This window comes from Mameliella sp. MMSF_3455, from assembly GCF_030733205.1.
Lineage (GTDB): Bacteria > Pseudomonadota > Alphaproteobacteria > Rhodobacterales > Rhodobacteraceae > Antarctobacter.
In genome coordinates this window covers 163,026-185,476 of record NZ_JASHJL010000005.1, presented here as the reverse complement: position 1 = coordinate 185,476, position 22,451 = coordinate 163,026, and the positions used below count along the sequence as shown (strand labels likewise).

Sequence of the window (22,451 nt, the reverse complement as noted above, 5' to 3'; positions counted from 1 at the left end):
AGTCCCGTCCCAATCAAGGCGCGCATAGTCCCCACTTAGCGACACCCTGTCGTCGGGCTTACCCCAGCCTTTCACGCAACCGCAAGATTTTTGGCCCTGCGATTCGGTCGCACCGGCGGGAAGGGGCCGAAATGGCAAAAATCCGCCGATTCAACGAGTTCGGTTGGGGATATCTTCGGCAAGGGGCCAGTAGAAATCCGGCGGCAACCCGGCCTCGGCGCGTTTATCCTCGTTGAAGGGCGGCTTCAACGCGCCTTTGAAGTACGTCCTCACCAACTCGTGAAACACGGTTTTCGGGTCCGCGTCATGCCGGCCACAAAGGAAATGGAACCACTTCGAGCCATAGGCCACATGGCTCACCTCCTCGGCATAGATCGTCTCCAGCGCCGCCACAGCGCTGTCCATCCCGGCCTTGCGGAAGATTTCGATCATGCCCGGCGTCACGTCCAGCCCGCGCGCTTCCAGCACCATGGGCACAACCGCCAGCCGGCCCATGAAATCCTCGACGGTGTCTTCGGCGGCGCGCCACATGCCCGCATGGGCGGGCAGGGCGCCATAGTGGCTGCCCAGCTCTTCCAGGCAGTCGCACATCAGGTTGAAGTGCTTGCTCTCCTCGTCCGCGGCCTTGACCCAGTCGTCGTAGAACCCGGCAGGCATCCGCGTTCCGGCAAAGCGCGGGATGATGTCCCAGTGCAGGTCGACGGCGTTCAGCTCGATATGGGCGACGGCATGCAACAGGGCGATCCGCCCCTGCGGGCTGCCAGGCTTGCGCTTGGGCACCTCGCGCGGATCCAGCAGCTCGGGCGCATCGGGCCGCGCGGGCCGCAGCGGTGGCACCGCCCGGCCCAGCGGGATTTCCTCGCCCGCGGCGCGCGCCGCGAACCACTGCGCCGCATAGGCCCGCGACTTGGCGGTTTTCCGCCGTCCGTCCGCAGTGGTCAGAACGTCCACCGCCATCTCGCAAAGGCTCATCATGAGGCGCCCCTGTCTTCTTCTCTCGGAAAATACCTCCGGGGGTATGGGGGCAGAGCCCCCATGACGCAAGTCCCGGGCGCAGGTGCCGGGATTACAGGGCCTTGGCCGCCTCAAGCACCGCCTCGGCGTGGCCGGGGACCTTCACCTTGCGCCATTCCTGCGCGATGCGGCCCTCGGCATCGATCAGGAAGGTGGACCGTTCGATGCCCATGAAGGTCTTGCCGTACATCTTCTTTTCCTTCCAGACGCCGTATTTCTCGCACATGTCCGATCCTTCGTCCGAGATCAGCGGCACGGTCAGCGCCTTCTTGGCCATGAACTTCTCATGGCTGGCGAGCGAATCCTTGGATACGCCGTAGACCTTCACGCCCAGTGCCTCGAACTCCGGCAGAAGCGCGGTAAAGGCCTCGTTCTCCTTGGTGCAGCCCGAGGTGTCGTCGCGCGGGTAGAAGAACAGAACCACCGGTGCGCCTTTCAGGGCCGAGAGCGAGACCTCGCCCGAGGTCGAGGGCAGTGTGAAATCGGGGGCTGTGCTCAGCGCGGTGTCGGACATGGGTGTCTCCTTTGGTGCGTTGCGGTATGATGTGCCATAAAGCTCTGCCAGGAGAGTAAGACAATGGGCGCGGGCTTCCAGTGAGCAGACAGGCCGGAAATCAGGAAAAATCCACGCCGCCCCGCCGGCGCAGACGCGGGCGGCGGGTTCTTTATGTCCTGGTGGCGCTTTTGGCGGCGCTTGGGGTGGCGGGCTATGCGATGGTCGGCCGCCCGGTGGATGCGCCCGACTGGGTCCGTGAGCGGATCGAGACACGGATCGCCGAAAGCCTGCCGGGAATCGAGGTCGATTTCGGCCGCATGAGCCTGCTGGTTCAGCGCAGCGGCCTGGCCCGGGTGATCCTCTGGGACGTGGAAATCCGCAATCTCGATGGCGCGACGGTGGCACAGCTTTCGGACATCGAGGCGGGCCTGTCGCCCGCCGCGCTGCTGAATGGCCAGGTCGACCTGCGCGAGGCACAGGTCTCCGGCGCCTTCGTCACCCTGCGGCGCGATGCGGACGGGCGGCTGGGCCTGTCGTTGGGCGATGCCTTTGCCGCCAGTTCCGAAATGCCTGACATCGGGCAGATCATCGCTCGCATCGACACGGTCATGGAGGATCCGCGGCTGGCGGGACTCACCTCCTTCGAGGCGGACGCTCTGACCCTGCGCTTCGAGGACCAGCGCGCGCGGCGCGGATGGACCGCCGATGGCGGGCGGCTGCGGCTGGCGCGCGAAGACGGTCGGCTTGCCCTGTCCGGCGATGTGGCGCTGCTGTCAGGCGGCGACGGCGTGGCCACCGTCGAGGTCGAGGCACAAAGCCCCATCGGCCAGCAGAGCCTGGATTTCGGTATCATCCTGCACGGGCTTGCCGCGCGCGATATCGCCACGCAAAGCCCGGCATTGGCCTGGCTCGAGGAACTGGATGCGCCGATCTCGGGCGCGTTGCGCTCGGGCCTCGATGAAAGCGGCGCGCTGAATCCGCTGGAGGCCTCGCTGCGGATCGGCAAGGGCGCGTTGCAGCCCACCGCGGCCACCCGCGCGCTGCCCTTCGACAGCGCCGAGACCGCCTTTACCTACACGCCCGCAGAGGGGCTTTTGCGGTTCCAGCGCATTCGCCTGGCCTCTCCGCTGGGCAAGGTGACGGCGGCGGGGACCGCACGGCTGAACGGGATCGAGACCGGCTGGCCGCAGGGGCTGACCGGGCAGTTCACCCTGAGCGACATGGCGCTTGCCAAGGGCGCGCTGCTGGACCGCGAGATGAGCCTGTCGGGGGCCGAGGCCGCCTTCAAGGTGCGGCTCGATCCTTTCGAGGTCACGCTGGGTGAGCTGCGCCTGACCGATCCGACCTATCCATTGCGCGCCTCGGGCCAGCTTTCGGCGCAGGCCGAGGGATGGCGGCTGGCGCTGGACACGCAGATAGAGAAGACGACGCCGGAGCAGGTTCTGGGCTTCTGGCCCGAGGAGCTTCATCCGGGCACCCGCCGCTGGGTCGTGAACAACGTGCACGGCGGACGCATCGAGGACGTGCAGTTCGCGCTGCGCGCCGAACCCGGCGCGGACCAGCCCAAGACCTATATCGACTTCGCCTTTTCCGAGGGGCTGGCCACCTTCAACCCGCGGATGCCGGGCCTGAGGGACGCCGCGGGCCGGGTGACGATCTACGACGGGCGGCTTGGCCTGCGGCTGGAAGCGGGCACCACCGATGCCGGGCATGGGCCGATCGACCTGGGCGGTTCCGAGTTCGTCATCGGCGATCTGCGCGTCAAACCCGCGACCGGCGAGGTGCGCCTGCAGGCGCGGGGCAGCATCACCGCCGCGCTCTCCTATCTCAACAACGAGGCTTGGCGGCTGATCGACAAGGCCGACCGGACCGTCGACATGGCCAGCGGGCGGGCGCGGGTGTCCGGGCGGATCGCGCTGCCGCTGGTCCGGGGCCTGACGCTGCAGGACGTGGCGCTGAACCTCGAAGGCACGTTGCGCGACGTGGACGCGCCCACGGCCATCCCGGGCAAGCCGCTGACCGCCGACCGGCTGGCCTTGAGCGTCACCAACAAGGCGGTGGCGCTGGAAGGGGCGGTCATGGTCGATGGTATCCCGGCCACGGGCCGCTGGGCGCGGCCCTTCTCGGGCTCCGGAGGAGAGGTCGACGCCGAGGTGACATTGACGCCCGAAAGCATTGCGGCGCTGGGGATCGGCCTGCCGCCGGGCACGGTGCGCGGCAGCGGCAAGGGCCAGTTGCGCATCGACATGCCACGCGGGGCCCCGGCGCGCTTTTCGCTGACCAGCGACCTGGCGGGGATGGGCCTGTCAATGCCGCAACTGGGGTGGGACATGACGCCGGGCGAACGCGGTCGTTTTTTCGTCGCCGGCCTGCTGGGCGAGGTGCCGACCATCGAGCGGCTGGAGTTGCAGGGCGCCGGGCTGGAGGCCGAGGGCCGCGTGCTGCTGACGGCGCAGGGCGGCTTTGACAGGCTGGAACTGGCGCGCCTGACGGTGGGCGACTGGCTGGACGTCAGCGGGCGCCTGCGCGGGCGCGGTGCCGGGGCGATGCCGGCGATCGAGGTCGGATCTGGCAGCGTGGACATGCGGCGCGCGCCCTTCACCTCTAGTTCCGGCGCGGCGGGGAACGGCGACGGGGGCCCTGGCGGCGGCGCGCCGCTGACCCTGACGCTGGACAGCCTGCGCCTGACCGACAGCATCGTCTTCGAGGACTTCCGTGCCGATTTCGACACGACGCGCGGGCTGAACGGGCGGTTCGACGCGCAACTGGGCGGGCGCACGCTGGTCAAGGGGCTTGCCGTGCCGCAGCGGGGCGGCACTGCCTTCCGCATCACCGGAGAGGACGCAGGCGACGTCTTGCGGGCGGCCGGGCTTCTCAAGACCGTGCGTGACGGCACCTTTCAACTGGATATCGCGCCGGTCCGGGGCCAACCGGGCAGCTACGACGGTCTCATGCGGATCGAGGAAACCCGCCTGCGCAAAGCCCCCGCCATCGCCGCCCTGCTGGACGCGGTCAGCGTGGTCGGGGTACTGGATCAGCTCAACGGGCCGGGGATCTTCTTTACCGATGTCGAGGCGCGGTTTCGGCTGACGCCCAGCCGGGTCATCATCAGCCGGTCAAGCGCGGTCGGCCCCTCGATGGGGATCTCGCTGGACGGGTATTACGACCTCGCCACCGGGCGCATGGATCTGCAAGGTGTGCTGTCGCCGATCTACCTGATCAACGGCATCGGCCAGATCTTCTCGCGCCGGGGCGAGGGGCTGATCGGCTTCAACTTCAACCTGCGTGGCTCGGTCGAGAATCCGCGTGTTGCGGTCAACCCGCTTTCGGCCTTCACCCCGGGCATGTTCCGTGACATCTTCCGCCGGCCTCCGCCCAAGCTGTCACAGTGATTCCAACGGGTTGCCTCATGAAGCTCAGCGATTTCGATTTCGATCTGCCGGATGGGCTGATCGCCACGCGGCCCGCGCGCCCGCGCACCTCGGCCCGGCTGCTGGTGGCCGAGGGCGATGCGATCACCGATGCGCATGTCACCGACCTGGTGGACTGGCTGCGCCCGGGCGACCGCCTGGTTCTGAACGACACGCGGGTGATCCCGGCGCGGCTGCAAGGAGTCCGGCGGCGCATGTCCGACGCCGGAGAGACCGAGGCAAGGATCGAGGTCACGCTGCTGGAGCCGCGCGCCGGCGGCACATGGGCGGCGCTGATCAAGCCGCTGAAAAAGGTGCGCGACGGTGAGGAAATCATCTTTTCCAATACCTTGAGCGCAACTCTTGAGGCGCGCGACGAAGGGCAGGGCCTTCTGCGCTTCAACCTCGAAGGGGATGATTTCGACGCCGCGCTGAACGCCGCGGGCGCCATGCCGTTGCCGCCCTACATCGCTGCCAAACGCCCCGCCGACGCGCAGGACCGCGAAGACTATCAGACGGTCTGGGCCCGGCATTCGGGCGCGGTTGCCGCACCCACCGCATCGCTGCATTTCGACGACGCGCTGCTGGCGCAACTGCGTGACATGGGCGTGGCCTTCACCCATGTCACCCTGCATGTGGGGGCGGGTACCTTCCTGCCGGTCAAGGTCGAGGACGTGACCACCCACAGGATGCACGGCGAATGGGGTGAGGTCAGCGAAGAGGCCGCTGCCGAGATCGCCGCCACCCGCGCCGCGGGCGGGCGGATCATCCCCGTCGGCACCACCGCGCTGCGCCTGATCGAGACGGCCGCAAGGGGCGGCGAGATCGCGCCGTTCCGGGGCGTGACGGACATCTTCATCTATCCCGGTTTCACCTTCAACGTGACCGACGCGCTGATGACGAATTTCCACCTGCCCAAATCGACGCTGATGATGCTGGTCTCGGCCCTGATGGGACCTGAACGCATCCGGGCGATCTATGCCCATGCGGTCGAGACCGAGTACCGGTTCTTTTCCTACGGGGATGCCTCGCTTTTGATCCCGCCCGCGGGCTGAGGCGCCGCGCGGGCGTTCCGCATCGGTCACAGAGCGGTCGCGGCAGGAAACCGCGTGCCGTGAGCCTGCCGGGAAAAGTCGCAGCAATTCGCCAAGCGGTGATGCTTTTGGTTCCCCTGCGACACAGAATCGGGCAGGGCGTCGCCAATGGCCATCCGGCAGTGGTGCGCCGTTTTGCAGTATGCCGAAGAGAAAGGGCAAACCGTTGATCCATGTGCTGAAAAATTCCTGGGCGCTGCTCCTGGGCATGTTGCTCCTGATGATCGGCAACGGGCTGCAGGGCTCCTTGCTGGGTGTGCGCGGCGCGGCGGCGGGTTTCTCCGCCGGTACCATGTCGATTGTCATGGCGGGCTATTTCGCCGGGTTCCTGCTGGCCTCGCGGACCGTTCCGGGAATGATCCGGCGTGTCGGGCACGTGCGGGTCTTTGCCGCGCTGGGGAGCTTCGTCTCGGCGGTGCTGATCCTGTTTCCGGCGGTGCAGGACCCGATCGCCTGGACTTTCGGGCGGCTGGTTCTGGGGTTCTGCTTTTGCGGAGTCTACGTCACCGCCGAAAGCTGGCTGAACAATGCCGCGGACAATGAAACCCGCGGTCAGACCCTGTCCGCCTACATGATCGTGCAGATGGCGGGCATCATCGTCAGCCAGGCCCTGCTGGTGGTCCCGGATGCGAGCGGGTTCCTGCTGTTCGTGATCCCTTCGGTGCTGGTCTCGATCTCCTTTGCACCGATCCTGCTGTCGATCTCGCCGACCCCGGCCTTCGACTCCTCCAAGCCGATGACCCTGCGGGAACTCTACGGCGTTTCGCCGCTGGGCATGGTGGGCATGTTCTTCCTCGGCGGTGTCTTTGCGGCGCAATTCGGCATGGCCGCAGTCTATGCGACAGAGGCCGGGCTGACGCTCAGCCAGATCTCGATCTTCGTGGCCTCCTTCTACGTCGGCGCGGTCGTGCTGCAGTATCCGCTGGGCTGGGTGTCTGACCGGGTCGACCGGCGCTGGCTGATCATGCTGGTGGCCGCGGGCGGTGCCGGGGCCGCGATCCTGGCCGCCGTATCGGGCGGGGCCTTCGCGGTGCTGGTGGCCGCGGCCTTTGTCATTGGCGGTTGTTCCAACCCGCTCTATTCGCTGCTGATCGCCTATACCAACGACTTTCTCCAGCCCGAGGACATGGCCAGCGCCTCTGCCGGGTTGCTCTTTGTCAACGGGCTGGGCGCCATCGCCGGGCCGCTGATCATCGGCTGGGTCATGGAAGTCGCCGGGCCGGAGGCCTTCTTCATGCTGATCTTCGCGCTGCTGGCGCTGATCTCGCTCTACGCGCTCTACCGCATGACGCAGCGGGCCGCGCCCTCGGTCGAGGATACCGGCGCCTATGCCCCGGTCATGCCCTCATCGACCCCGGTCGCCGTCGAGGTGGCGCAGGAATACTTCATCGGTCAGCAAGAGGACGACGAAGCCGGCGCACAATGACTGTCAGAACCTGTCAGAATTCGTGATTTGGGTGCCGGTGATTCCTCGCGCAATATAATTTCGTGGCAGGATGAGATCAGGGTGACAAAGGAGAAACAGATGAGCACCCCCGACAGTATACTGGCCTTCTGGCTTGACGAGGTCGGCCCCAAGGGCTGGTACGCAAAGGACGACGCGCTGGATGCGGCGATCACCGAGCGGTTCGGCGCGGCCTGGGAAGGACTGATGGAAGGGCGCTATGGGCTGTGGCTGACCTATCCGTCCGGGGCGCTGGCCTATATCCTGTTGGCCGACCAGTTTCCGCGGAACATGTTTCGCGACGACGCGCGTGCCTTTGCCTCGGACGAGGTCGGCCGTGCGGCGGCAAAACAGGCGATCCATCGCGGCTGGGACCTCAAGATCGATCCGCCGGCGCGGCAGTTCTTCTACTTGCCGCTGATGCATTCGGAAAACCTCTGCGACCAGGACCGCTGTGTGCGCCTGTTCAAGGAGCGCATGCCCGACGCCGAGAACAACCTGCTGCACGCCCGCGTGCACCGCGAGGTGATCCGCCGCTTTGGCCGGTTTCCCTATCGGAACGAGGCTCTGTCGCGGCGGACGAACCCGCCAGAGCAGGCCTTTCTCGACCAGGGCGGCTATGGCGCGACCCTGCGGGACTTCCAGTCCGGCGTGGCGGCCTGATCGCCACCCGATTGCCCTTGGTCCGGTGAGCGGCTAGCCTCCTTTGCAATGGCCTGCAGGGGAGGAACGGCATGGGCGCGAAACGCTTTGACATGGTGGTGATCGGCGCGGGCCCCGGCGGCTATGTCGCGGCGATCCGCGGCGCGCAGCTGGGATTGAGCGTCGCCGTGGTCGAACGCGAACACATGGGGGGCATCTGCCTGAACTGGGGCTGCATCCCGACCAAGGCCATGTTGCGCTCTGCCGAGGTGTTCCACCTGATGCACCGTGCGCAGGAATTCGGCTTGAAGGCCGAGGGCCTGTCCTATGACCTCGACGCGGTGGTGAAACGCTCGCGCGGGGTGGCGAAACAGCTGAACTCCGGCGTCGGCCATCTTCTGAAAAAGAACAAGGTGACGACCCTGATGGGCACCGCGCGGCTGGACGGGCCGGGCCGGGTGCATGTCACCACCGACAAGGGCGAGGAGGTGCTGGAGGCGGGCAGCGTGGTGCTGGCCACCGGCGCGCGGGCCCGCGAATTGCCGGGGCTGGAGGCGGACGGCACACAGGTCTGGACCTACAAGCACGCATTGGTCCCGCCGCACATGCCGAAGAAACTTCTGGTTATCGGGTCGGGCGCCATCGGCATCGAGTTCGCCAGTTTCTACCAGACGCTGGGCGCCGAGGTGACGGTGGTCGAGGTCATGGACCGCATCCTGCCGGTCGAAGATGCCGAGATCGCGGCCTTCGCCAAGAAGCAGTTCGAGAAACAGGGCATGACCATTCTCGAAGGGGCGAAGGTCGAAAAGCTGGAACGCGGCAAGGGCACGGTTGTCGCCCATGTGGACAGAAATGGGGATAAGTCAAAAATCTCCGTGGATACGGTGATTTCTGCTGTCGGCATTGTCGGCAACGTGGAGGAACTGGGGCTGGAGGAACTGGGGGTCCGGGTCGAGAAGAGCCATATCGTGACCGATCCCTACTGCCGCACCGGGGTCGAGGGGCTTTATGCCATCGGTGACGTGGCGGGCGCGCCCTGGCTGGCGCACAAGGCGAGCCACGAGGGCGTCATGGTGGCGGAACTGATCGCCGGGCAGCATCCGCACGCGGTCGATCCGGACAGCATCGCAGGGTGCACCTATTGCCAGCCGCAGGTGGCCAGCGTCGGCTTGACCGAGGCGCAGGCCAAGGACAAAGGCTATGACATCAAGGTCGGACGCTTCCCTTTCATCGGCAACGGAAAAGCCATCGCGCTGGGGGAGCCGGAGGGGCTGGTCAAGACGGTTTTCGATGCGCAGACGGGGGAGCTGCTCGGGGCGCATATGGTTGGCGCCGAGGTCACGGAACTGATCCAGGGCTATGTCGTCGGCCGCCAGTTGGAAACGACCGAGGCGGACCTGATGCAGACGGTCTTTCCGCATCCGACGCTGAGCGAGATGATGCATGAATCCGTTCTGGATGCCTGGGGCCGGGCGATCCATTTCTGAGGTGAGATCATGGCGGACCGGATGACACAGCCTTCGGATGCCTCGGTGTCGGCGTTCCTGGACACGGTCGAACCGGCCCGGCGCCGCGAGGACGCGCGCGTTCTGGATGCGCTGTTCCGCGAGGTGACGGGTTGGCAGCCTGTGCTCTGGGGGACGTCCATCCTGGGCTACGGGCGCTACGACTACACCTATGCCAGCGGGCATTCCGGCCAGAGCCTTGCCACCGGGTTTGCCCCGCGCAAGGCCAACATGGTGGTCTATATCATGCCCGGCTACGCGGATTTCCAGGAGATCCTGTCGCGGCTGGGGCCGCATCGGCTGGGCAAGTCCTGCCTCTACCTCGGCGCGCTGTCCAGGATCGACCTGGATGTCCTGTCAGAGTTGATCCGCGCCGGGCTGGCCGATCTCGGCTCCCGCTGGGACATCTCGCCGAGTTGATGCCGCGTTGATCGGTTCCGATGCGCCGGACCGGGTGCCGGACCCCCCTTGTTTCTTTGGGCCGAAAATACCTCCGGAGTCCGGGGCAGAGCCCCGGTCCGGACGGTGGGGTCTTCAGAAAAGGATGAGGAGTGCGGCGCAAGCCCCTGATTTTCAGGGATTTCAGGTGATCTTCTGTCAGAGGTTCTCGTTGTCGGATCCGGGCGCGCGCGCCTCGGGCACCGCTTCGCCGCGCTTCTTCGCCTCCAGCGCCTTCTGGACGTGGTCGTTCAGGAAATTCCGCGCCCGCCGCTCTGCCAAGCGGATGCGGATCGCGGCGCGAAAGATCTCTTCGGAAGAGGGCGAAGAGGCGCCCAGCACACTGGCCACTTGTTCGGGCAGGTTCTCATCCCCCAGGGCGTCCATCGCCTTGATCGTGTCGCGGGCAAGCTTGTCTGCGAGGTCATCGACGACGGACATGGGGGCCTCCGTTCAGCGGGTGTTCTCGGTCAGGCGGCGTTTCACATAGGTCGAGACACTGTCCATCAGCGTCTCCATATGCGGTTCCTCGAAGAAGTGGCCGGAGCCCTCGACCTCTTCATGGGTGATCGAGATGCCCTTCTGCTCGTGCAGCTTCGACACCAGCGCGCGCGTATCGGCGGGCGGGGCGACGCGGTCGGCGGCGCCGTTGATGATCAGGCCCGACGACGGGCAGGGTGCCAGGAACGAGAAATCATACATGTTCGCGGGCGGCGAAACCGAGACGAAGCCGGTGATCTCGGGGCGGCGCATCAACAACTGCATCCCGATCCAGGCGCCGAAGGAAAAGCCCGCGACCCAGCAGTGTTTCGAGTTCTGGTTCATCGATTGCAGGTAATCGAGCGCCGAGGCGGCGTCGGAAAGTTCGCCCACGCCCTGGTCGTATTCGCCCTGGGACCGGCCCACGCCGCGGAAATTGAACCGCAGCACGGTAAAGCCCATGTTGTAGAAGGCGTAATGCAGGTTGTAGACAACCTTGTTGTTCATCGTCCCGCCGAACTGGGGGTGGGGATGCAGAACGATGGCGATCGGCGCATCACGGTCTTTTTGCGGGTGGTAGCGGCCTTCGAGACGGCCTTCGGGTCCGGGAAAGATGACCTCGGGCATAGGGCGGAACAGCTCCTTCACAATGGCGACGGGCGCGAGACCGCGGCGTGCCTGAAATTCTTGACCAAAACACGCAGCTTCTTTAGAAGTGTTCTAAATCAGTTCGGGCGTGATCCGGGCTGCGAAGCAGATAGGCAATGTGGCGGTCAAGGTCAATTGCCGCGGCACGTGGGGGCGTAAACGCCGTGAAACTGAGCACAAAGGGACGCTATGCGATGGTCGCCCTGGCGGATATCGCGCTTCAGCCCGCCGGGGACCTGGTGACGCTGGGGGATATCTCGCGCCGGCAGGACGTTTCCTTGCCCTATCTCGAACAGTTGTTCGTCAAGCTGCGGCGGGCGGGCCTTGTCGAGTCGGTGCGCGGCCCAGGGGGCGGCTATCGCCTGTCGCGCCCGGCCACCGAAATCCGCGTGGTCGACGTTCTGGCCGCCGTGGATGAAACCGTGGATGCGATGCACAAGGGGGCGGGCGCCTCGGGCGCGCTGTCCGGCAGCCGGGCGCAGTCGCTGACCAACCGCCTGTGGCAGAGCCTGTCGGCCCATGTCTACGTCTTCCTCCACCAGACGCGGCTGTCGGACGTGGTGGACAACACGCTTGCGCCTTGTCCGGCGGTGCCCTCGATCTTTTCCGTGGTCGATGATGAAAAGGCGTGATCCGGCGGAGCGCCTGCGGCGCGCAAGTGAAGGCGGCTTGCGCCGCCCGTGGGGGCTCTGCCCCCGCCCCGGCGGGCCGGGGCTCCCCCGGAGTATTTTTGGCCCAAAGAAACCGGGGGCGGCCGCCCTGTGGGAGATGTCATGAGCCGGGTTTACCTGGATCATAATGCGACGACGCCGCTGCGTGCAGAGGCCCGCGAGGCCATGCTGCGCGCGATGGACGTGATCGGAAACCCCTCGTCCGTCCATGCGGAGGGTCGCACGGCCAAGGGCATGGTCGAGGCGGCCCGGGCGCAGGTGGCGGACCTGGTGGGGTGCATGGCCAGCCAGGTGGTCTTTACCGGCTCGGCGACCGAGGCGGCCGCGCTGGCGGTGGCCCAGAAGGACCGGCACGGCGGGGGATTTGCGGCGCTGCCGACGGAACATGACTGCCTCCTGGCCTGGAGCGGGGGCGAGATGGACGCGGGCCTTGTGGCCATTTCCGCCGCCAACAGCGAAACCGGGGTCATGCAGCCCGACCGGGCCGTGGTGGCGAACCGCGAGGGGCAGGCGGTGATCTGCGACATCACCCAGATGGCGGGCAAGATGCCCGTGCTTTACCCGGCGGGCGGCAAGCCGTCCTACATGATCCTTTCGGCGCACAAGATCGGCGGGCCGAAGGGCGTGGGCGCCCTGATCAATTTCACCCGCGACGATCCGCGGCCGATCCTGCGCGGCGGCGGGCAGGAAATGGGCCGGCGGAGCGGCACCGAGAATGTCATCGGCATTGCCGGATTCGGGGCGGCGGCAGAGGCGGCAGGGCGTGACGTGGCGTCCGGAGCCTGGGGCCGTGTCGAAAAACTTAGAAACATTCTAGAAGAATCTCTTGAGGCTTCTTCCGACGTAACTATTTTTGTCGGGAAAGATTCGCCCCGTTTGCCGAATACCTCCTGTTTCGCGACCCCCGGGTGGAAGGGGGAAACACAGGTGATGCAGATGGACCTGGCGGGATTTGCCGTAAGCGCCGGATCGGCCTGTTCCAGCGGCAAGGTCCGCCGCAGCCGGGTGCTGGAGGCGATGGGATACGACGACGCGACCTCGGGCGGCGCCATAAGGGTGAGCCTGGGTCTGCAGACCACCGAAGAAGACGTGACGCGGTTCTGCGCGGCATGGATCGACAAGTACCAGCGGCACCGGGCACGGGCCGCGTGAAAGGAAGGGAACCCGATGGCGGCTTTTGAAGACGTGACGGTAAAAGAGGGTGTCGACCAGGAGACGGTGGATGCCGTCAAATCCGTCGGCACCTACAAGCACGGCTGGGAAACCGACATCGAGATGGAATACGCCCCAAAGGGGCTGACGCCGGACATCGTGCGGTTGATCTCGGAAAAGAACGACGAACCCCAGTGGATGACCGACTGGCGCCTGCAGGCCTACGAACGCTGGCTGCAGAAGGAAGAGCCGGACTGGGCGATGGTCGAATACCCGGAAATCGATTTCCAGGAGCAGTATTACTACGCTCGGCCCAAGTCGATGACGGAAAAGCCCAAGTCGTTGGACGAGGTCGATCCCAAGCTGCTGGAAACCTATGAAAAATTGGGGATCCCGCTGAAGGAACAGATGATCCTGGCCGGCGTCGAAGGCGCCGAGGCGATGCCGGCGGAGGGCCGCAACAGCGACCGCAAGGTCGCCGTGGACGCGGTGTTCGATTCCGTTTCCGTCGGTACGACCTTCCAGGCAGAGCTGAAGAAGGCGGGCGTGATCTTCTGCTCGATCTCCGAGGCGATCCGCGAGCATCCGGAGCTGGTCAAGAAATACCTTGGCTCGGTCGTTCCGGTCTCGGACAACTTCTACGCGACGCTGAACAGCGCCGTCTTCTCTGACGGGTCGTTCGTTTACGTTCCGCCTGGCGTGCGCTGCCCGATGGAACTGTCGACCTATTTCCGCATCAACGCGGAAAACACGGGCCAGTTCGAACGCACGCTGATCATCGCCGACAAGGGCAGCTATGTCAGCTACCTCGAAGGCTGCACCGCGCCGCAGCGCGACACCGCGCAGCTGCACGCAGCGGTGGTGGAGATCGTGGTCGAGGAAGACGCCGAGGTGAAATATTCCACGGTGCAGAACTGGTTCCCGGGCGACGAGAACGGCAAGGGCGGTATCTACAACTTTGTCACCAAGCGCGCCGATTGCCGGGGCGACCGTGCCAAGGTCATGTGGACGCAGGTGGAAACCGGCTCTGCCGTGACCTGGAAATACCCGTCCTGCATCCTGCGCGGCAACGAGAGCCAGGGCGAGTTCTATTCGATCGCCATCACCAACAACCATCAGCAGGCCGATACCGGCACCAAGATGATCCACCTCGGCAAAGACACGCGCTCGCGCATCGTGTCCAAGGGGATTTCGGCTGGCGTGGCGCAGAACACCTATCGCGGGCTGGTGTCGATGCATCCCAAGGCAAAGAACTCGCGCAACTACACGCAGTGTGACTCTCTGCTGATCGGCGACAAGTGCGGGGCTCACACGGTGCCCTACATCGAGGTCAAGAACAACTCGAGCCGGGTGGAGCACGAGGCGACGACATCCAAGGTGGACGACGACCAGCTGTTCTATTGCCGCCAGCGCGGCATGGACGAGGAAGAGGCCGTGGCGCTGGTGGTCAACGGGTTCTGCCGCGACGTGCTGCAGGCGCTGCCGATGGAATTCGCGATGGAAGCGCAACAGCTTGTAGCCATCTCGCTCGAAGGATCGGTGGGGTGAGCCTGCGCGGCGCGGGCAAGGCCGTTCTGCTGCTGGCCGGCATCATGATGTTGGTCAGCGGTGTCGGCTGGCAGGAACCGGCGCTGGCCGCCGGTGCCCGCTTTGACCCGCCGCTCTTGCCCGGACTGGATGTCTGGAGCGCGCTGGAGGTCCGGCGCTGTGTGACACCTCTCTTTCTGCCGCAGATCTGCGGCTGGTGGATGTGATGGGCGCCCCGGGGGAACGCATATGCGGGCGTCGATCCGGATTCTGAAATATTCAACAACTTGCTGATGGAGCCGGCCAATAGCACCGCGGTCCAGATCGTCAGATCCTGTGGTGCCAGGTCGAGTGAAAGGAAAGAAAATGCTGGAAATCAAGAACCTGCACGTCAAACTTGAAGAAGAGGACAAGCAGATCCTCAAGGGCGTCGACCTGGAGGTCGAGGCGGGCAAGGTGCATGCGATCATGGGGCCGAACGGCTCGGGCAAATCGACCCTGTCCTACGTCCTGTCGGGCCGCGATGGCTACGAGGTGACGGACGGGTCCGCCACGCTGCTGGGCGAGGACCTGCTGGACATGGACGTCGAGGAACGCGCCGCCGCCGGCCTGTTCCTGGCGTTTCAGTACCCGGTCGAGATCCCCGGCGTCGGCAACATGACCTTCCTGCGCACCGCGGTAAACGCGCAGCGCAAGGCGCGCGGCGAAGAGGAAATGTCCTCGGCCGATTTCCTCAAGGTGATCCGCGCCCGGGCCAAGGAGCTGAAGATCGACGCCGAGATGCTCAAGCGTCCGGTCAACGTCGGATTCTCGGGCGGTGAGAAAAAGCGTAACGAGATCCTGCAGATGGCCATGCTGGAACCCAAGATGTGCATCCTGGACGAGACCGACTCGGGCCTGGACGTGGACGCCATGAAGCTGGTCGCCGACGGCGTGAACGCGCTGCGTGACGAGGGCCGGGGCTTTCTGGTGATCACGCACTACCAGCGGCTTCTGGACCACATCAAGCCGGACGTGGTGCACATCATGGCCAATGGCCGCATCATCAAGACTGGCGGCCCCGAGCTGGCCCTTGAGGTTGAGCAGAACGGGTATGCCGACATCATGTCGGAGGTGGCGTAATGGCATTGCCGCAGGCGAAACAGGACGTAACAGAGGCGCGTATCGCGGCGCTCAGCCTGCCCGAGGGCGGCTGGGCCGAGCCCGCGCGGCGCGAGGCGCTGGCGCGGGTGCGGGCCATGGGCCTGCCCAATGCGCGCGACGAATACTGGAAGTTCACCCGGCCCGACACGCTGGTCAGCGCCGAAGCGCCCGCCGCGCGGGTGCTGGAAACCGGCGAGGCGCCGCTTTTCGACAGCCGGGACCGGTTGAAACTGGTCTTTGTCGATGGTGTCTTTTCGGCCGAGGAGTCGGACGACCTGAGCCTTGAAGGCGTCACGATCGATCGCTTGGCCGAGGCGAAAGATATCCATTGGGCCAAGGAGTTGTACGGCACTCTTGAGGCGCGGGGGCAGGAACCGGTGGCGCGTCCGCTGGCCGCGCTGAACACCGCTTTCGCCACCGACGGGCTGCTGATCCATGTGACCGGCAAACCGTCGAAGCCGATCAGTCTGATCTACCGCCACGTCTCGGACAGCTCCGACGCGATCCTGCACCATGTGATCAAGGTGGACGCAGGCGCCGAGGCGACGATCCTGGAGAACGGCCCCGCCGCCGCGCGCTTCAACAAGTGCATGGAGGTCGATCTGGCCGCGGGCGCGCGCCTGCATCACGTCCGTGCACAGGGCCGCGACCACGAGCGCCGCGCCGCCACGCATGTCTTTGCCCGATTGGAGAAAGAAAGCGTTTTCAAGAGCTTCACGCTCTCTGTTAACGGCGCCATGACCCGGAATGAGGTGGTCGTGGAATTCACCGGCGACGATGGTGTGGCGCATGTCGCGGGCGCCTGCATGGGCGACGGCGATTTCCATCATGACGATACGGTTTTTGTTACCCATGACGCGGTGAACTGCGAAAGCCGCCAGGTGTTCAAGAAGGTGCTGCGCAACGGTGCGACCGGCGTCTTCCAGGGCAAGATTCTGGTGAAACCAGACGCGCAAAAGACCGACGGCTACCAGATCAGCCAGTCGCTGCTGCTGGACGAGGACAGCCAGTTCCTCGCCAAGCCTGAACTCGAAATCTACGCCGATGACGTGGCCTGTTCGCATGGCTCCACCAGCGGCGCGATCGACGAGGACGGGCTGTTCTACCTGCGCGCGCGCGGGGTGCCGCGCGGCACCGCCGAGGACCTGCTGACCATCGCCTTCATCGCCGAGGCGGTGCAGGAGGTCGACGACGAGAGCCTGCAGGAAGACCTGGTGGAGCGCGTCGCTGGTTGGCTGGCGCGGCGGCGCGGCTGAACCGTGAGCGTCACGACGGATATCGCGGCCAGCTATCGCGGGCCGGGCAGGGTGTTCCGCGCGCTTCTGGCGCGCGGGGCGCACGAGCCGCGCGCGCTGGCCTACCTGATGGGGGCCTGCGGCGTGATGTTCGTCGCGCAATGGCCGCGCCTCGCCCGCGAGGCGCATCTTGAGGACACGGAACTGCAACCGGCGCTTGGCGGGGCGTTGCTGGCGACGCTGATCTTCCTGCCGCTGATCTTCTACCTGATCGCCGGGCTGAGCCGGCTGGTCGCGCGTGCCCTGGGCCGTTCGATCGACGGCTACGGAACGCGGCTTGCGTTGTTCTGGGCGCTTTTGGCGGCCTCGCCGCTGGCGCTGCTCAATGGCCTCGTGGCCGGGTTCATCGGACCCGGGGGCGCCCTGACGCTGGTCGGCATCCTGTGGTTCGCGGCCTTCCTGTGGTTCTGGAGCAGCGGGTTGCGTGAGGCGCGGCGCCTGACCGCTGGGGCGGAACCGGCGTGACACTTGATGGGTTCCTGAAACTGGCGCTGCAAAGCGTCACGAACCCGCGCGAGGTGGCGGCGCTGCTCTTGTCGATCCGCCCCAACCGCGAGGCGCTTTTCACAGGCTTCGCGCTGGTGGTGGTGCTGAATGCGCTGCTCTATGGCCTGTCAATCCTGCTGGACCCGACGGGCGCACCGGCCTTTATCGGTGGCCCGGTCGGTTTCCTGGTCATGCAGGGTCTGGCGCTGGCAGCGACGATCCTGGCCCTGACCTGGATGGGACGGCTGTTCGGCGGGCGCGCGCGGGTCGAGGAAGTCGCGCTCTTGATGATCTGGATGCAGGGGCTGCGCGTGCTGGTGCAGGCGGCGACGCTGCTGGTGGTGCCGGTGTCATTGGCGCTGGCGGGGCTGGTGACGATGGCCGCGACCGCGCTTGGCGTCTGGATCGCGGTGAATTTCCTCGACGAGGCGCACGAACTGCGCAGCCTCTTGCGTGCTCTGGCCGTCTTGGTATTGGGCATGCTTGCGATGGCCTTTGCGGTCTCGCTGATACTGACCCTGGCCGGGGTCACACCGGAAGGGATGTTGGACAATGTATGATATCGAGGCGATCCGCGCCGATTTTCCGATCCTCTCGCGCGAGGTGAACGGCAAGCCGCTGGTCTACCTGGACAACGGTGCCTCGGCGCAGAAACCGCAGGTGGTGATCGACGCGGTGACGCGCGGATACGCCGAGGAATACGCCAACGTCCACCGGGGGTTGCACTACCTGTCAAACCTGGCGACCGAGAAATACGAGGGCGTGCGCGAGACCGTGGCGCGCTTTCTTGGTGCCAAGGACCCCGAGGAGATCGTCTATACCACCGGCACGACGATGGGGATCAACCTTGTCGCCTATGGCTGGGCCATGCCGCAGATGGAGGCGGGGGACGAGATCGTCCTGTCGGTGATGGAACACCATGCCAACATCGTGCCCTGGCATTTCCTGCGCGAGCGGCAGGGCGTCAAGATCAAGTGGGTGGACGTGGACAGCACCGGCTATCTCGACCCGCAGAAGGTGGTGGATGCCATCGGACCGAAGACAAAGCTGGTCGCCGTCACCCATCTGTCGAACGTGCTGGGCACGGTGGTGGATGTGAAGGCGATCTGTGACGGCGCGCGGGCCAAGGGCGTGCCGGTGCTGGTCGACGGCTCTCAGGCGGCGGTCCACATGCCGGTGAACGTCGAGAAACTGGGCTGCGATTTCTACGCCATCACCGGGCATAAGCTATACGGTCCTTCCGCATCCGGGGCGATCTGGATCAGGCGTGCCCGCATGGACGAGATGCGCCCCTTCCTGGGCGGCGGCGACATGATCCGCGAGGTCCACAAGGACGAGGTCACCTGGAATGATCCGCCGATGAAGTTCGAGGCCGGCACGCCCGGAATCGTGCAGCAGATCGGGCTGGGTGTGGCGCTGGACTACATGATGGGCCTGGGGATGGAGAACATCGCCGCCCATGAAGCGCGCCTGCGGGATTACGCCGTGTCGAAACTGGGTGGGCTGAACTGGCTCAGCGTTCAGGGCACGACACCGGACAAGGCGGCGATCTTCTCCTTCACGATGGAGGGGGCAGGGCATGCGCATGACATTTCCACCATCCTCGACAAGAAGGGTGTGGCGGTGCGCGCGGGCCATCACTGTGCCGGGCCGCTGATGGATCACCTGGGCGTGACGGCCACCTGCCGCGCCTCGATGGGCCTCTACAACACCGAGGGCGAGATCGACGCGCTGGTCGACGCGCTGGAACTGGCGCACGAATTGTTCGGCTGAACGCCCCAAAAAGGGGCAGTGCCGCAGCGGAACGGGTTATTTTCGCGGCAGGCGGTTCAATTCCGGGGCGGGTCTTGGCAGGTTGCAGGGGATGCAACAACTCCGGAGACCCGCATGCCCCTTTTGACCGAAGCCGACGAGATTTCGCAGATCGCATTTGGATTCATGGGCTCTAAGGCGCTTTTCGCGGCGCTCGAGCTCGAGGTCTTTACCCATCTCGCCAAGGGCGCCATGACGGCCGGGGAACTGGCCGCCGCCGCCGAGATGCACGAGGACCGTGCGATGACGCTGCTTACGGCGCTTGCGGGCATGGGGCTGGTCGCGGTCGAAGAGGGGCGCTTTTCCAACGCACCCGCGGCCGAGGCTTTCCTGGTCCAGGGGGCGAAATACGATTTCTCGGATTACCTGCGCCTGCAGGTGGGCAAGCAGATGTACCCGCTGATGGAGCAGCTGGAAGGCGCGCTGTCCGGCGAGATGAGCGATGAGGACACCGCGTCCTATGCCGACTGGTTCTCGGACCCTGAAGAGGCAAAGCTCTATTCCGAAAGCCAGCACGCCGGGTCGCTTGGCCCGGCGCGGCAGTTGGCCCGTTCACTGGACCTTTCCGGCAAGAAAAAGATGCTGGACGTGGGCGGCGGCACGGCGGCCTTCGACATCACCCTGTGCCAGAAGAACCCCGATCTGACGGCCACGGTGCTGGAGTTTCCAAATGTCGCGGCGCTGGGACGCGGTTACGTCGAGAAAGCGGGCCTGTCGGACCGGATCGCCTATCTGAACGGCAATGCGCTGGAAACGCCCTGGCCCGAGGGGCAGGACGTGGTGCTGATGTCCTACCTCTTTTCCGGCGTCCCCGGGGAAACCCACGCCGGGCTGATCGCGCAGGCCTTCAAGGTGCTCAATCCCGGCGGCGTGGTGCTGATCCATGATTTCATCGTCAAGGAGGACCGCACCGGCCCGGGCCTTGCCGCGCTTTGGCAGTTGCAGCACACGGCCTTCACGCCCGAGGCACGCTCGCTCGATGCGGGCTGGCTCGAGGGGGCGCTTGCGGCGGCGGGCTTCGAGGAGGTGAGCGTGGGCACGATGATCCCCGAAATGACAATGCTGGCGCAGGCCAAAAAACCCTGACGCTTTTGCGCCCGCACCCCATTGCGGCGGTGCGGGCGACCGGGTATAGACACCCGCGAAGCACCCGTAGCTCAGCTGGATAGAGCGCTGCCCTCCGAAGGCAGAGGCCAAAGGTTCGAATCCTTTCGGGTGCGCCATCTCACTTTTTCAGTACAGAGTGGACCTGTCGCGGTTTTGTGCCGGCAATCTCGACGTGGATGCAGGCGGTCTGATCGACCGGCCGGATCTTGGGCAAGCCTGACGCGCGACGCTCCAGTCCGCGACTGTCGGTTGCATCTTCGAGGATCCGAGCTGCGCGGAGACGCCTCTTGCGGGTTTCCGTGACGGCTCACAGCGTTGGAGGCGAAAGCCGAACCCGCACGCGAGGACGCCTGGCCGAGGAAGACCAGACGCAGGAACAACAACCTCCGCAGCGGGGTAGGGGTCATCTCGGGTATGCGCTGGTGGCAGGGTGTGAACGAGCGCTGAACGGCTATGGCAGTTGTCTCCTGTGAGCGGAGACTTGTCCGTTGCACGCCGCCATGACCGCTGGGCGGGCGGAGAGCCGCGGTTCGCCTGTCGCGACGGATAGCGTTCCGGGCATCGGGAGGTTTTTCAGCCTCGCGGTTGTCATCGGCAAGGAGCTGAAGCTGCCACGACCCTGCGCGGGCTAGAAAAGACCCGCGTCCCGGGCCGCGATGGCGGCCTGCGTGCGGTTGTTCACACCCAACTTGCGGTAAAGCGTCTTCATGTGGAGTTTGACGGTGGGTTCCGTCAGTCCAAGATCGCGTGCGATTTCCTTGTTCGACTTGCCACCGCTCAGACCGTTCAGCACGTCCATTTCCCGCGGCGTCAGTTTCTCTGTCAGGGGATGCGCCGATTCTTCTTCCTGGGCGGTCATGAAGTCGATCGGCGCATATTTCTCGCCCATCGCCATGAACCGGATCGCGTTGACCAGCGATTTCGCCGGCAGGGTCTTGGGGACGAAACCGGCGGCCCCCATTTCCAATGCCTGCTCGGCAATCTCACGCGTGGCTTCGCCCGAAATCAGCGCCACGCGTTGCCCGCCGTCAATCGTCAGGGCCTCGCGCAGGGAGTCCAGGCCCGCCATGCCGGGCATCTTGTAATCCAGCAGCACCAGGTCGTAACGCTCATCCTCCCGGATGCGCGTAACGGCCTCTGCATAGCTGGCCGCTGTGCCGACCTGAAACCCGTCGGTTGCCCCCAGAAAGGCGACGAGCGTGTCGCGCAAGAGGTCGTGGTCGTCGGCAATCAGAATTCGCATTACATCACCCTACAGCTTTCTGAACTGCCATAAAGCCCCACATGGCCATGCGCAAACAAGGGGTATCCGCTTGCAGATTTTCCAAGGAGGAGTTGATCCTATCCGCATGACTGGCTGTCCCACACTGCCGCACCATGCGATCTCCTCACAAGATCGCGCGCTCTCCATCCGCGTGCGACGTGCTCGGGCTGCCACTGGCCGACGCCGCGCGCGAACAAACCGATCAGGCATCGATGCGGATTGACATGCTGCTGCCGGATTTAACGGCGTGGAGTTCGCCGCCCGGATGACCGGCAGGCGGCTGACGGATAGCCTGAAGGGAACCGATTTGACGCCGACGCGCTTGCATGGGGCGGCGCAGCCGGGGCAATCGGTGTTTCCGTTTGCTGCCCGGCCCGGTAAGGCAGGGACGGCGGCGCGCAAACTGACGCAGAGCATGCCCGCGCTGCGGATCACCGGGCTGTGGTAAGTGTCGGTCCGGACCGACGTCGGCTTTGGCAAGATGGTCGACATGGTGGTGACCTGTGTCCGTTTCCGCAGTCTCATGCTGGACATCCTCTTGATGGCGATGACGGTCCGGGGGGCTTGTCCGGTCGCGGGGGGCTGTGCGCTGCGCGACACCTCCACTTTCGGATAGGTCTCTGATCCGGAATTCCCGATGTCCTCTGGCTCTTGCCGTGGCAGAAGAGATCCTGAACGGGGGACGCTCGATCCGTGTGAAACTGACCATCCCGAACGCGGGCGGCCGGCGCAGCGGTGCCAATGACGACGGACCGCGCGCAAGGGGCCGGGCAAGTGGCAGTGGCGTCCACGGTGGCGCCCGGACCCGTGCGAAGGAAAGTCG

General features: G+C 65.4%; 23 protein-coding genes and 1 tRNA gene. 19 read left to right on the top strand and 5 right to left on the bottom strand.

The genetic code is table 11. The features are described 5' to 3' along the window. Positions 1-150 precede the first annotated feature (150 nt). Both RBB42_RS05440 and RBB42_RS05435 read right to left on the bottom strand, forming a co-directional pair. Positions 151-975, bottom strand: a complete 825-nt coding sequence (locus tag RBB42_RS05440) for a ferritin-like domain-containing protein (RefSeq protein WP_305968509.1) — start codon at positions 973-975, stop codon at positions 151-153. 91 nt (positions 976-1,066) lie between these two features. Continuing rightward, positions 1,067-1,528 carry a peroxiredoxin gene (locus RBB42_RS05435; protein ID WP_305968508.1) on the bottom strand — a complete coding sequence of 154 codons (462 nt, stop codon included), beginning with the start codon at positions 1,526-1,528 and terminating at the stop codon, positions 1,067-1,069. An 80-nt stretch (positions 1,529-1,608) separates the two neighbouring features. On the opposite strand from RBB42_RS05435, the gene RBB42_RS05430 reads away from it, so the two are divergent. From RBB42_RS05430 to RBB42_RS05405, 6 genes are all read left to right on the top strand, one after another. Beyond that, positions 1,609-4,902, top strand: coding sequence for a YhdP family protein (locus RBB42_RS05430; protein ID WP_305968507.1), 3,294 nt, complete (start codon positions 1,609-1,611; stop codon positions 4,900-4,902). Between the two features lie 17 nt (positions 4,903-4,919). Further along, positions 4,920-5,975, top strand: coding sequence for a tRNA preQ1(34) S-adenosylmethionine ribosyltransferase-isomerase QueA (gene queA / locus RBB42_RS05425; protein ID WP_305968506.1), 1,056 nt, complete (start codon positions 4,920-4,922; stop codon positions 5,973-5,975). Between the two features lie 181 nt (positions 5,976-6,156). Further along, on the top strand, positions 6,157-7,440 hold the full coding sequence (locus RBB42_RS05420; RefSeq protein WP_371931740.1) for an MFS transporter: 1,284 nt from the start codon (positions 6,157-6,159) through the stop codon (positions 7,438-7,440). A 99-nt stretch (positions 7,441-7,539) separates the two neighbouring features. Continuing rightward, positions 7,540-8,121 (top strand): DUF924 family protein, encoded by a 582-nt coding sequence (locus RBB42_RS05415; protein WP_305968505.1) that lies wholly within the window; start codon positions 7,540-7,542, stop codon positions 8,119-8,121. 71 nt (positions 8,122-8,192) lie between these two features. Next, complete coding sequence (lpdA, locus tag RBB42_RS05410; protein ID WP_305968504.1) at positions 8,193-9,587, top strand: dihydrolipoyl dehydrogenase; 1,395 nt, start codon at positions 8,193-8,195, stop codon at positions 9,585-9,587. A 21-nt stretch (positions 9,588-9,608) separates the two neighbouring features. Then, a complete protein-coding gene (locus RBB42_RS05405; RefSeq protein WP_371931739.1) occupies positions 9,609-10,025 on the top strand; it encodes a DUF1801 domain-containing protein in 417 nt (138 codons plus the stop codon). 177 nt (positions 10,026-10,202) lie between these two features. Here the strand turns inward: RBB42_RS05405 and RBB42_RS05400 are convergent, their stop codons facing one another. Both RBB42_RS05400 and RBB42_RS05395 read right to left on the bottom strand, forming a co-directional pair. Continuing rightward, entirely contained in the window at positions 10,203-10,484 is a 282-nt protein-coding gene (locus RBB42_RS05400) for a hypothetical protein (protein WP_305968502.1), read from the bottom strand. A gap of 12 nt (positions 10,485-10,496) precedes the next feature. After that, entirely contained in the window at positions 10,497-11,150 is a 654-nt protein-coding gene (locus RBB42_RS05395; protein ID WP_305968538.1) for an alpha/beta hydrolase, read from the bottom strand. Between the two features lie 185 nt (positions 11,151-11,335). Here RBB42_RS05395 and iscR point away from each other — a divergent pair, with 185 nt between their 5' ends. The 11 genes from iscR to RBB42_RS05340 all read left to right on the top strand — a co-directional run bounded on the left by iscR (position 11,336) and on the right by RBB42_RS05340 (position 20,480). Then, positions 11,336-11,803, top strand: coding sequence for a Fe-S cluster assembly transcriptional regulator IscR (iscR, locus tag RBB42_RS05390; RefSeq protein ID WP_305968501.1), 468 nt, complete (start codon positions 11,336-11,338; stop codon positions 11,801-11,803). Between the two features lie 141 nt (positions 11,804-11,944). Next, positions 11,945-12,994 carry a cysteine desulfurase family protein gene (locus tag RBB42_RS05385; RefSeq protein ID WP_305968500.1) on the top strand — a complete coding sequence of 350 codons (1,050 nt, stop codon included), beginning with the start codon at positions 11,945-11,947 and terminating at the stop codon, positions 12,992-12,994. Between the two features lie 15 nt (positions 12,995-13,009). Next, the gene (gene sufB / locus RBB42_RS05380; protein ID WP_305968499.1) at positions 13,010-14,542 is read left to right on the top strand and encodes a Fe-S cluster assembly protein SufB; all 1,533 of its coding nucleotides are present in this window, start codon (positions 13,010-13,012) and stop codon (positions 14,540-14,542) included. Beyond that, positions 14,539-14,748: a hypothetical protein gene (locus tag RBB42_RS05375; protein WP_305968498.1), complete on the top strand. Its 210-nt coding sequence runs from the start codon at positions 14,539-14,541 to the stop codon at positions 14,746-14,748. The genes sufB and RBB42_RS05375 overlap by 4 nt, the downstream gene beginning before the upstream one ends. Positions 14,749-14,887: 139 nt before the next feature. Continuing rightward, the gene (gene sufC / locus RBB42_RS05370) at positions 14,888-15,643 is read left to right on the top strand and encodes a Fe-S cluster assembly ATPase SufC (RefSeq protein ID WP_305968497.1); all 756 of its coding nucleotides are present in this window, start codon (positions 14,888-14,890) and stop codon (positions 15,641-15,643) included. Continuing rightward, positions 15,643-16,920 carry a Fe-S cluster assembly protein SufD gene (gene sufD / locus RBB42_RS05365; protein WP_305968496.1) on the top strand — a complete coding sequence of 426 codons (1,278 nt, stop codon included), beginning with the start codon at positions 15,643-15,645 and terminating at the stop codon, positions 16,918-16,920. Before sufC ends, sufD begins: the two co-directional genes overlap by 1 nt. A 3-nt stretch (positions 16,921-16,923) precedes the next feature. Then, positions 16,924-17,424 carry a YIP1 family protein gene (locus RBB42_RS05360; RefSeq protein WP_305968495.1) on the top strand — a complete coding sequence of 167 codons (501 nt, stop codon included), beginning with the start codon at positions 16,924-16,926 and terminating at the stop codon, positions 17,422-17,424. Next, complete coding sequence (locus RBB42_RS05355; protein WP_305968494.1) at positions 17,421-18,005, top strand: YIP1 family protein; 585 nt, start codon at positions 17,421-17,423, stop codon at positions 18,003-18,005. The genes RBB42_RS05360 and RBB42_RS05355 overlap by 4 nt, the downstream gene beginning before the upstream one ends. Next, entirely contained in the window at positions 17,998-19,218 is a 1,221-nt protein-coding gene (locus RBB42_RS05350; protein ID WP_305968493.1) for a cysteine desulfurase, read from the top strand. The genes RBB42_RS05355 and RBB42_RS05350 overlap by 8 nt, the downstream gene beginning before the upstream one ends. A 114-nt stretch (positions 19,219-19,332) precedes the next feature. Beyond that, positions 19,333-20,343 (top strand): methyltransferase family protein, encoded by a 1,011-nt coding sequence (locus RBB42_RS05345; RefSeq protein ID WP_306043614.1) that lies wholly within the window; start codon positions 19,333-19,335, stop codon positions 20,341-20,343. 60 nt (positions 20,344-20,403) lie between these two features. Then, positions 20,404-20,480 (top strand) — tRNA-Arg (locus tag RBB42_RS05340). Positions 20,481-20,992: 512 nt separating this feature from the next. Here the strand turns inward: RBB42_RS05340 and RBB42_RS05335 are convergent. Continuing rightward, positions 20,993-21,607, bottom strand: coding sequence for a response regulator transcription factor (locus tag RBB42_RS05335; RefSeq protein WP_306043613.1), 615 nt, complete (start codon positions 21,605-21,607; stop codon positions 20,993-20,995). Positions 21,608-21,875: 268 nt separating this feature from the next. On the opposite strand from RBB42_RS05335, the gene RBB42_RS05330 reads away from it, so the two are divergent. Both RBB42_RS05330 and RBB42_RS05325 read left to right on the top strand, forming a co-directional pair. Continuing rightward, positions 21,876-22,076 (top strand): WecB/TagA/CpsF family glycosyltransferase, encoded by a 201-nt coding sequence (locus RBB42_RS05330; protein ID WP_306043612.1) that lies wholly within the window; start codon positions 21,876-21,878, stop codon positions 22,074-22,076. Next, on the top strand, positions 22,077-22,244 hold the full coding sequence (locus tag RBB42_RS05325) for a hypothetical protein (RefSeq protein WP_306043611.1): 168 nt from the start codon (positions 22,077-22,079) through the stop codon (positions 22,242-22,244). It abuts the gene before it with no gap. Positions 22,245-22,451 lie beyond the last annotated feature (207 nt).

Bases quoted from the DNA above. Each gene is read 5' to 3' on its own strand.
- RBB42_RS05405 (WP_371931739.1), top strand. From the start codon at position 9,609: ATGACACAGCCTTCGGATGCCTCGGTGTCGGCGTTCCTGGACACGGTC.
- RBB42_RS05350 (WP_305968493.1), top strand. From the start codon at position 17,998: ATGTATGATATCGAGGCGATCCGCGCCGATTTTCCGATCCTCTCGCGC.
- RBB42_RS05385 (WP_305968500.1), top strand. From the start codon at position 11,945: ATGAGCCGGGTTTACCTGGATCATAATGCGACGACGCCGCTGCGTGCA.
- RBB42_RS05440 (WP_305968509.1), bottom strand. From the start codon at position 975: ATGATGAGCCTTTGCGAGATGGCGGTGGACGTTCTGACCACTGCGGAC.
- RBB42_RS05335 (WP_306043613.1), bottom strand. From the start codon at position 21,607: ATGCGAATTCTGATTGCCGACGACCACGACCTCTTGCGCGACACGCTC.
- RBB42_RS05420 (WP_371931740.1), top strand. From the start codon at position 6,157: ATGCCGAAGAGAAAGGGCAAACCGTTGATCCATGTGCTGAAAAATTCC.
- lpdA (WP_305968504.1), top strand. From the start codon at position 8,193: ATGGGCGCGAAACGCTTTGACATGGTGGTGATCGGCGCGGGCCCCGGC.
- RBB42_RS05435 (WP_305968508.1), bottom strand. From the start codon at position 1,528: ATGTCCGACACCGCGCTGAGCACAGCCCCCGATTTCACACTGCCCTCG.
- sufD (WP_305968496.1), top strand. From the start codon at position 15,643: ATGGCATTGCCGCAGGCGAAACAGGACGTAACAGAGGCGCGTATCGCG.
- queA (WP_305968506.1), top strand. From the start codon at position 4,920: ATGAAGCTCAGCGATTTCGATTTCGATCTGCCGGATGGGCTGATCGCC.
- RBB42_RS05395 (WP_305968538.1), bottom strand. From the start codon at position 11,150: ATGCCCGAGGTCATCTTTCCCGGACCCGAAGGCCGTCTCGAAGGCCGC.
- sufB (WP_305968499.1), top strand. From the start codon at position 13,010: ATGGCGGCTTTTGAAGACGTGACGGTAAAAGAGGGTGTCGACCAGGAG.
- RBB42_RS05345 (WP_306043614.1), top strand. From the start codon at position 19,333: ATGCCCCTTTTGACCGAAGCCGACGAGATTTCGCAGATCGCATTTGGA.
- RBB42_RS05400 (WP_305968502.1), bottom strand. From the start codon at position 10,484: ATGTCCGTCGTCGATGACCTCGCAGACAAGCTTGCCCGCGACACGATC.
- sufC (WP_305968497.1), top strand. From the start codon at position 14,888: ATGCTGGAAATCAAGAACCTGCACGTCAAACTTGAAGAAGAGGACAAG.
- RBB42_RS05415 (WP_305968505.1), top strand. From the start codon at position 7,540: ATGAGCACCCCCGACAGTATACTGGCCTTCTGGCTTGACGAGGTCGGC.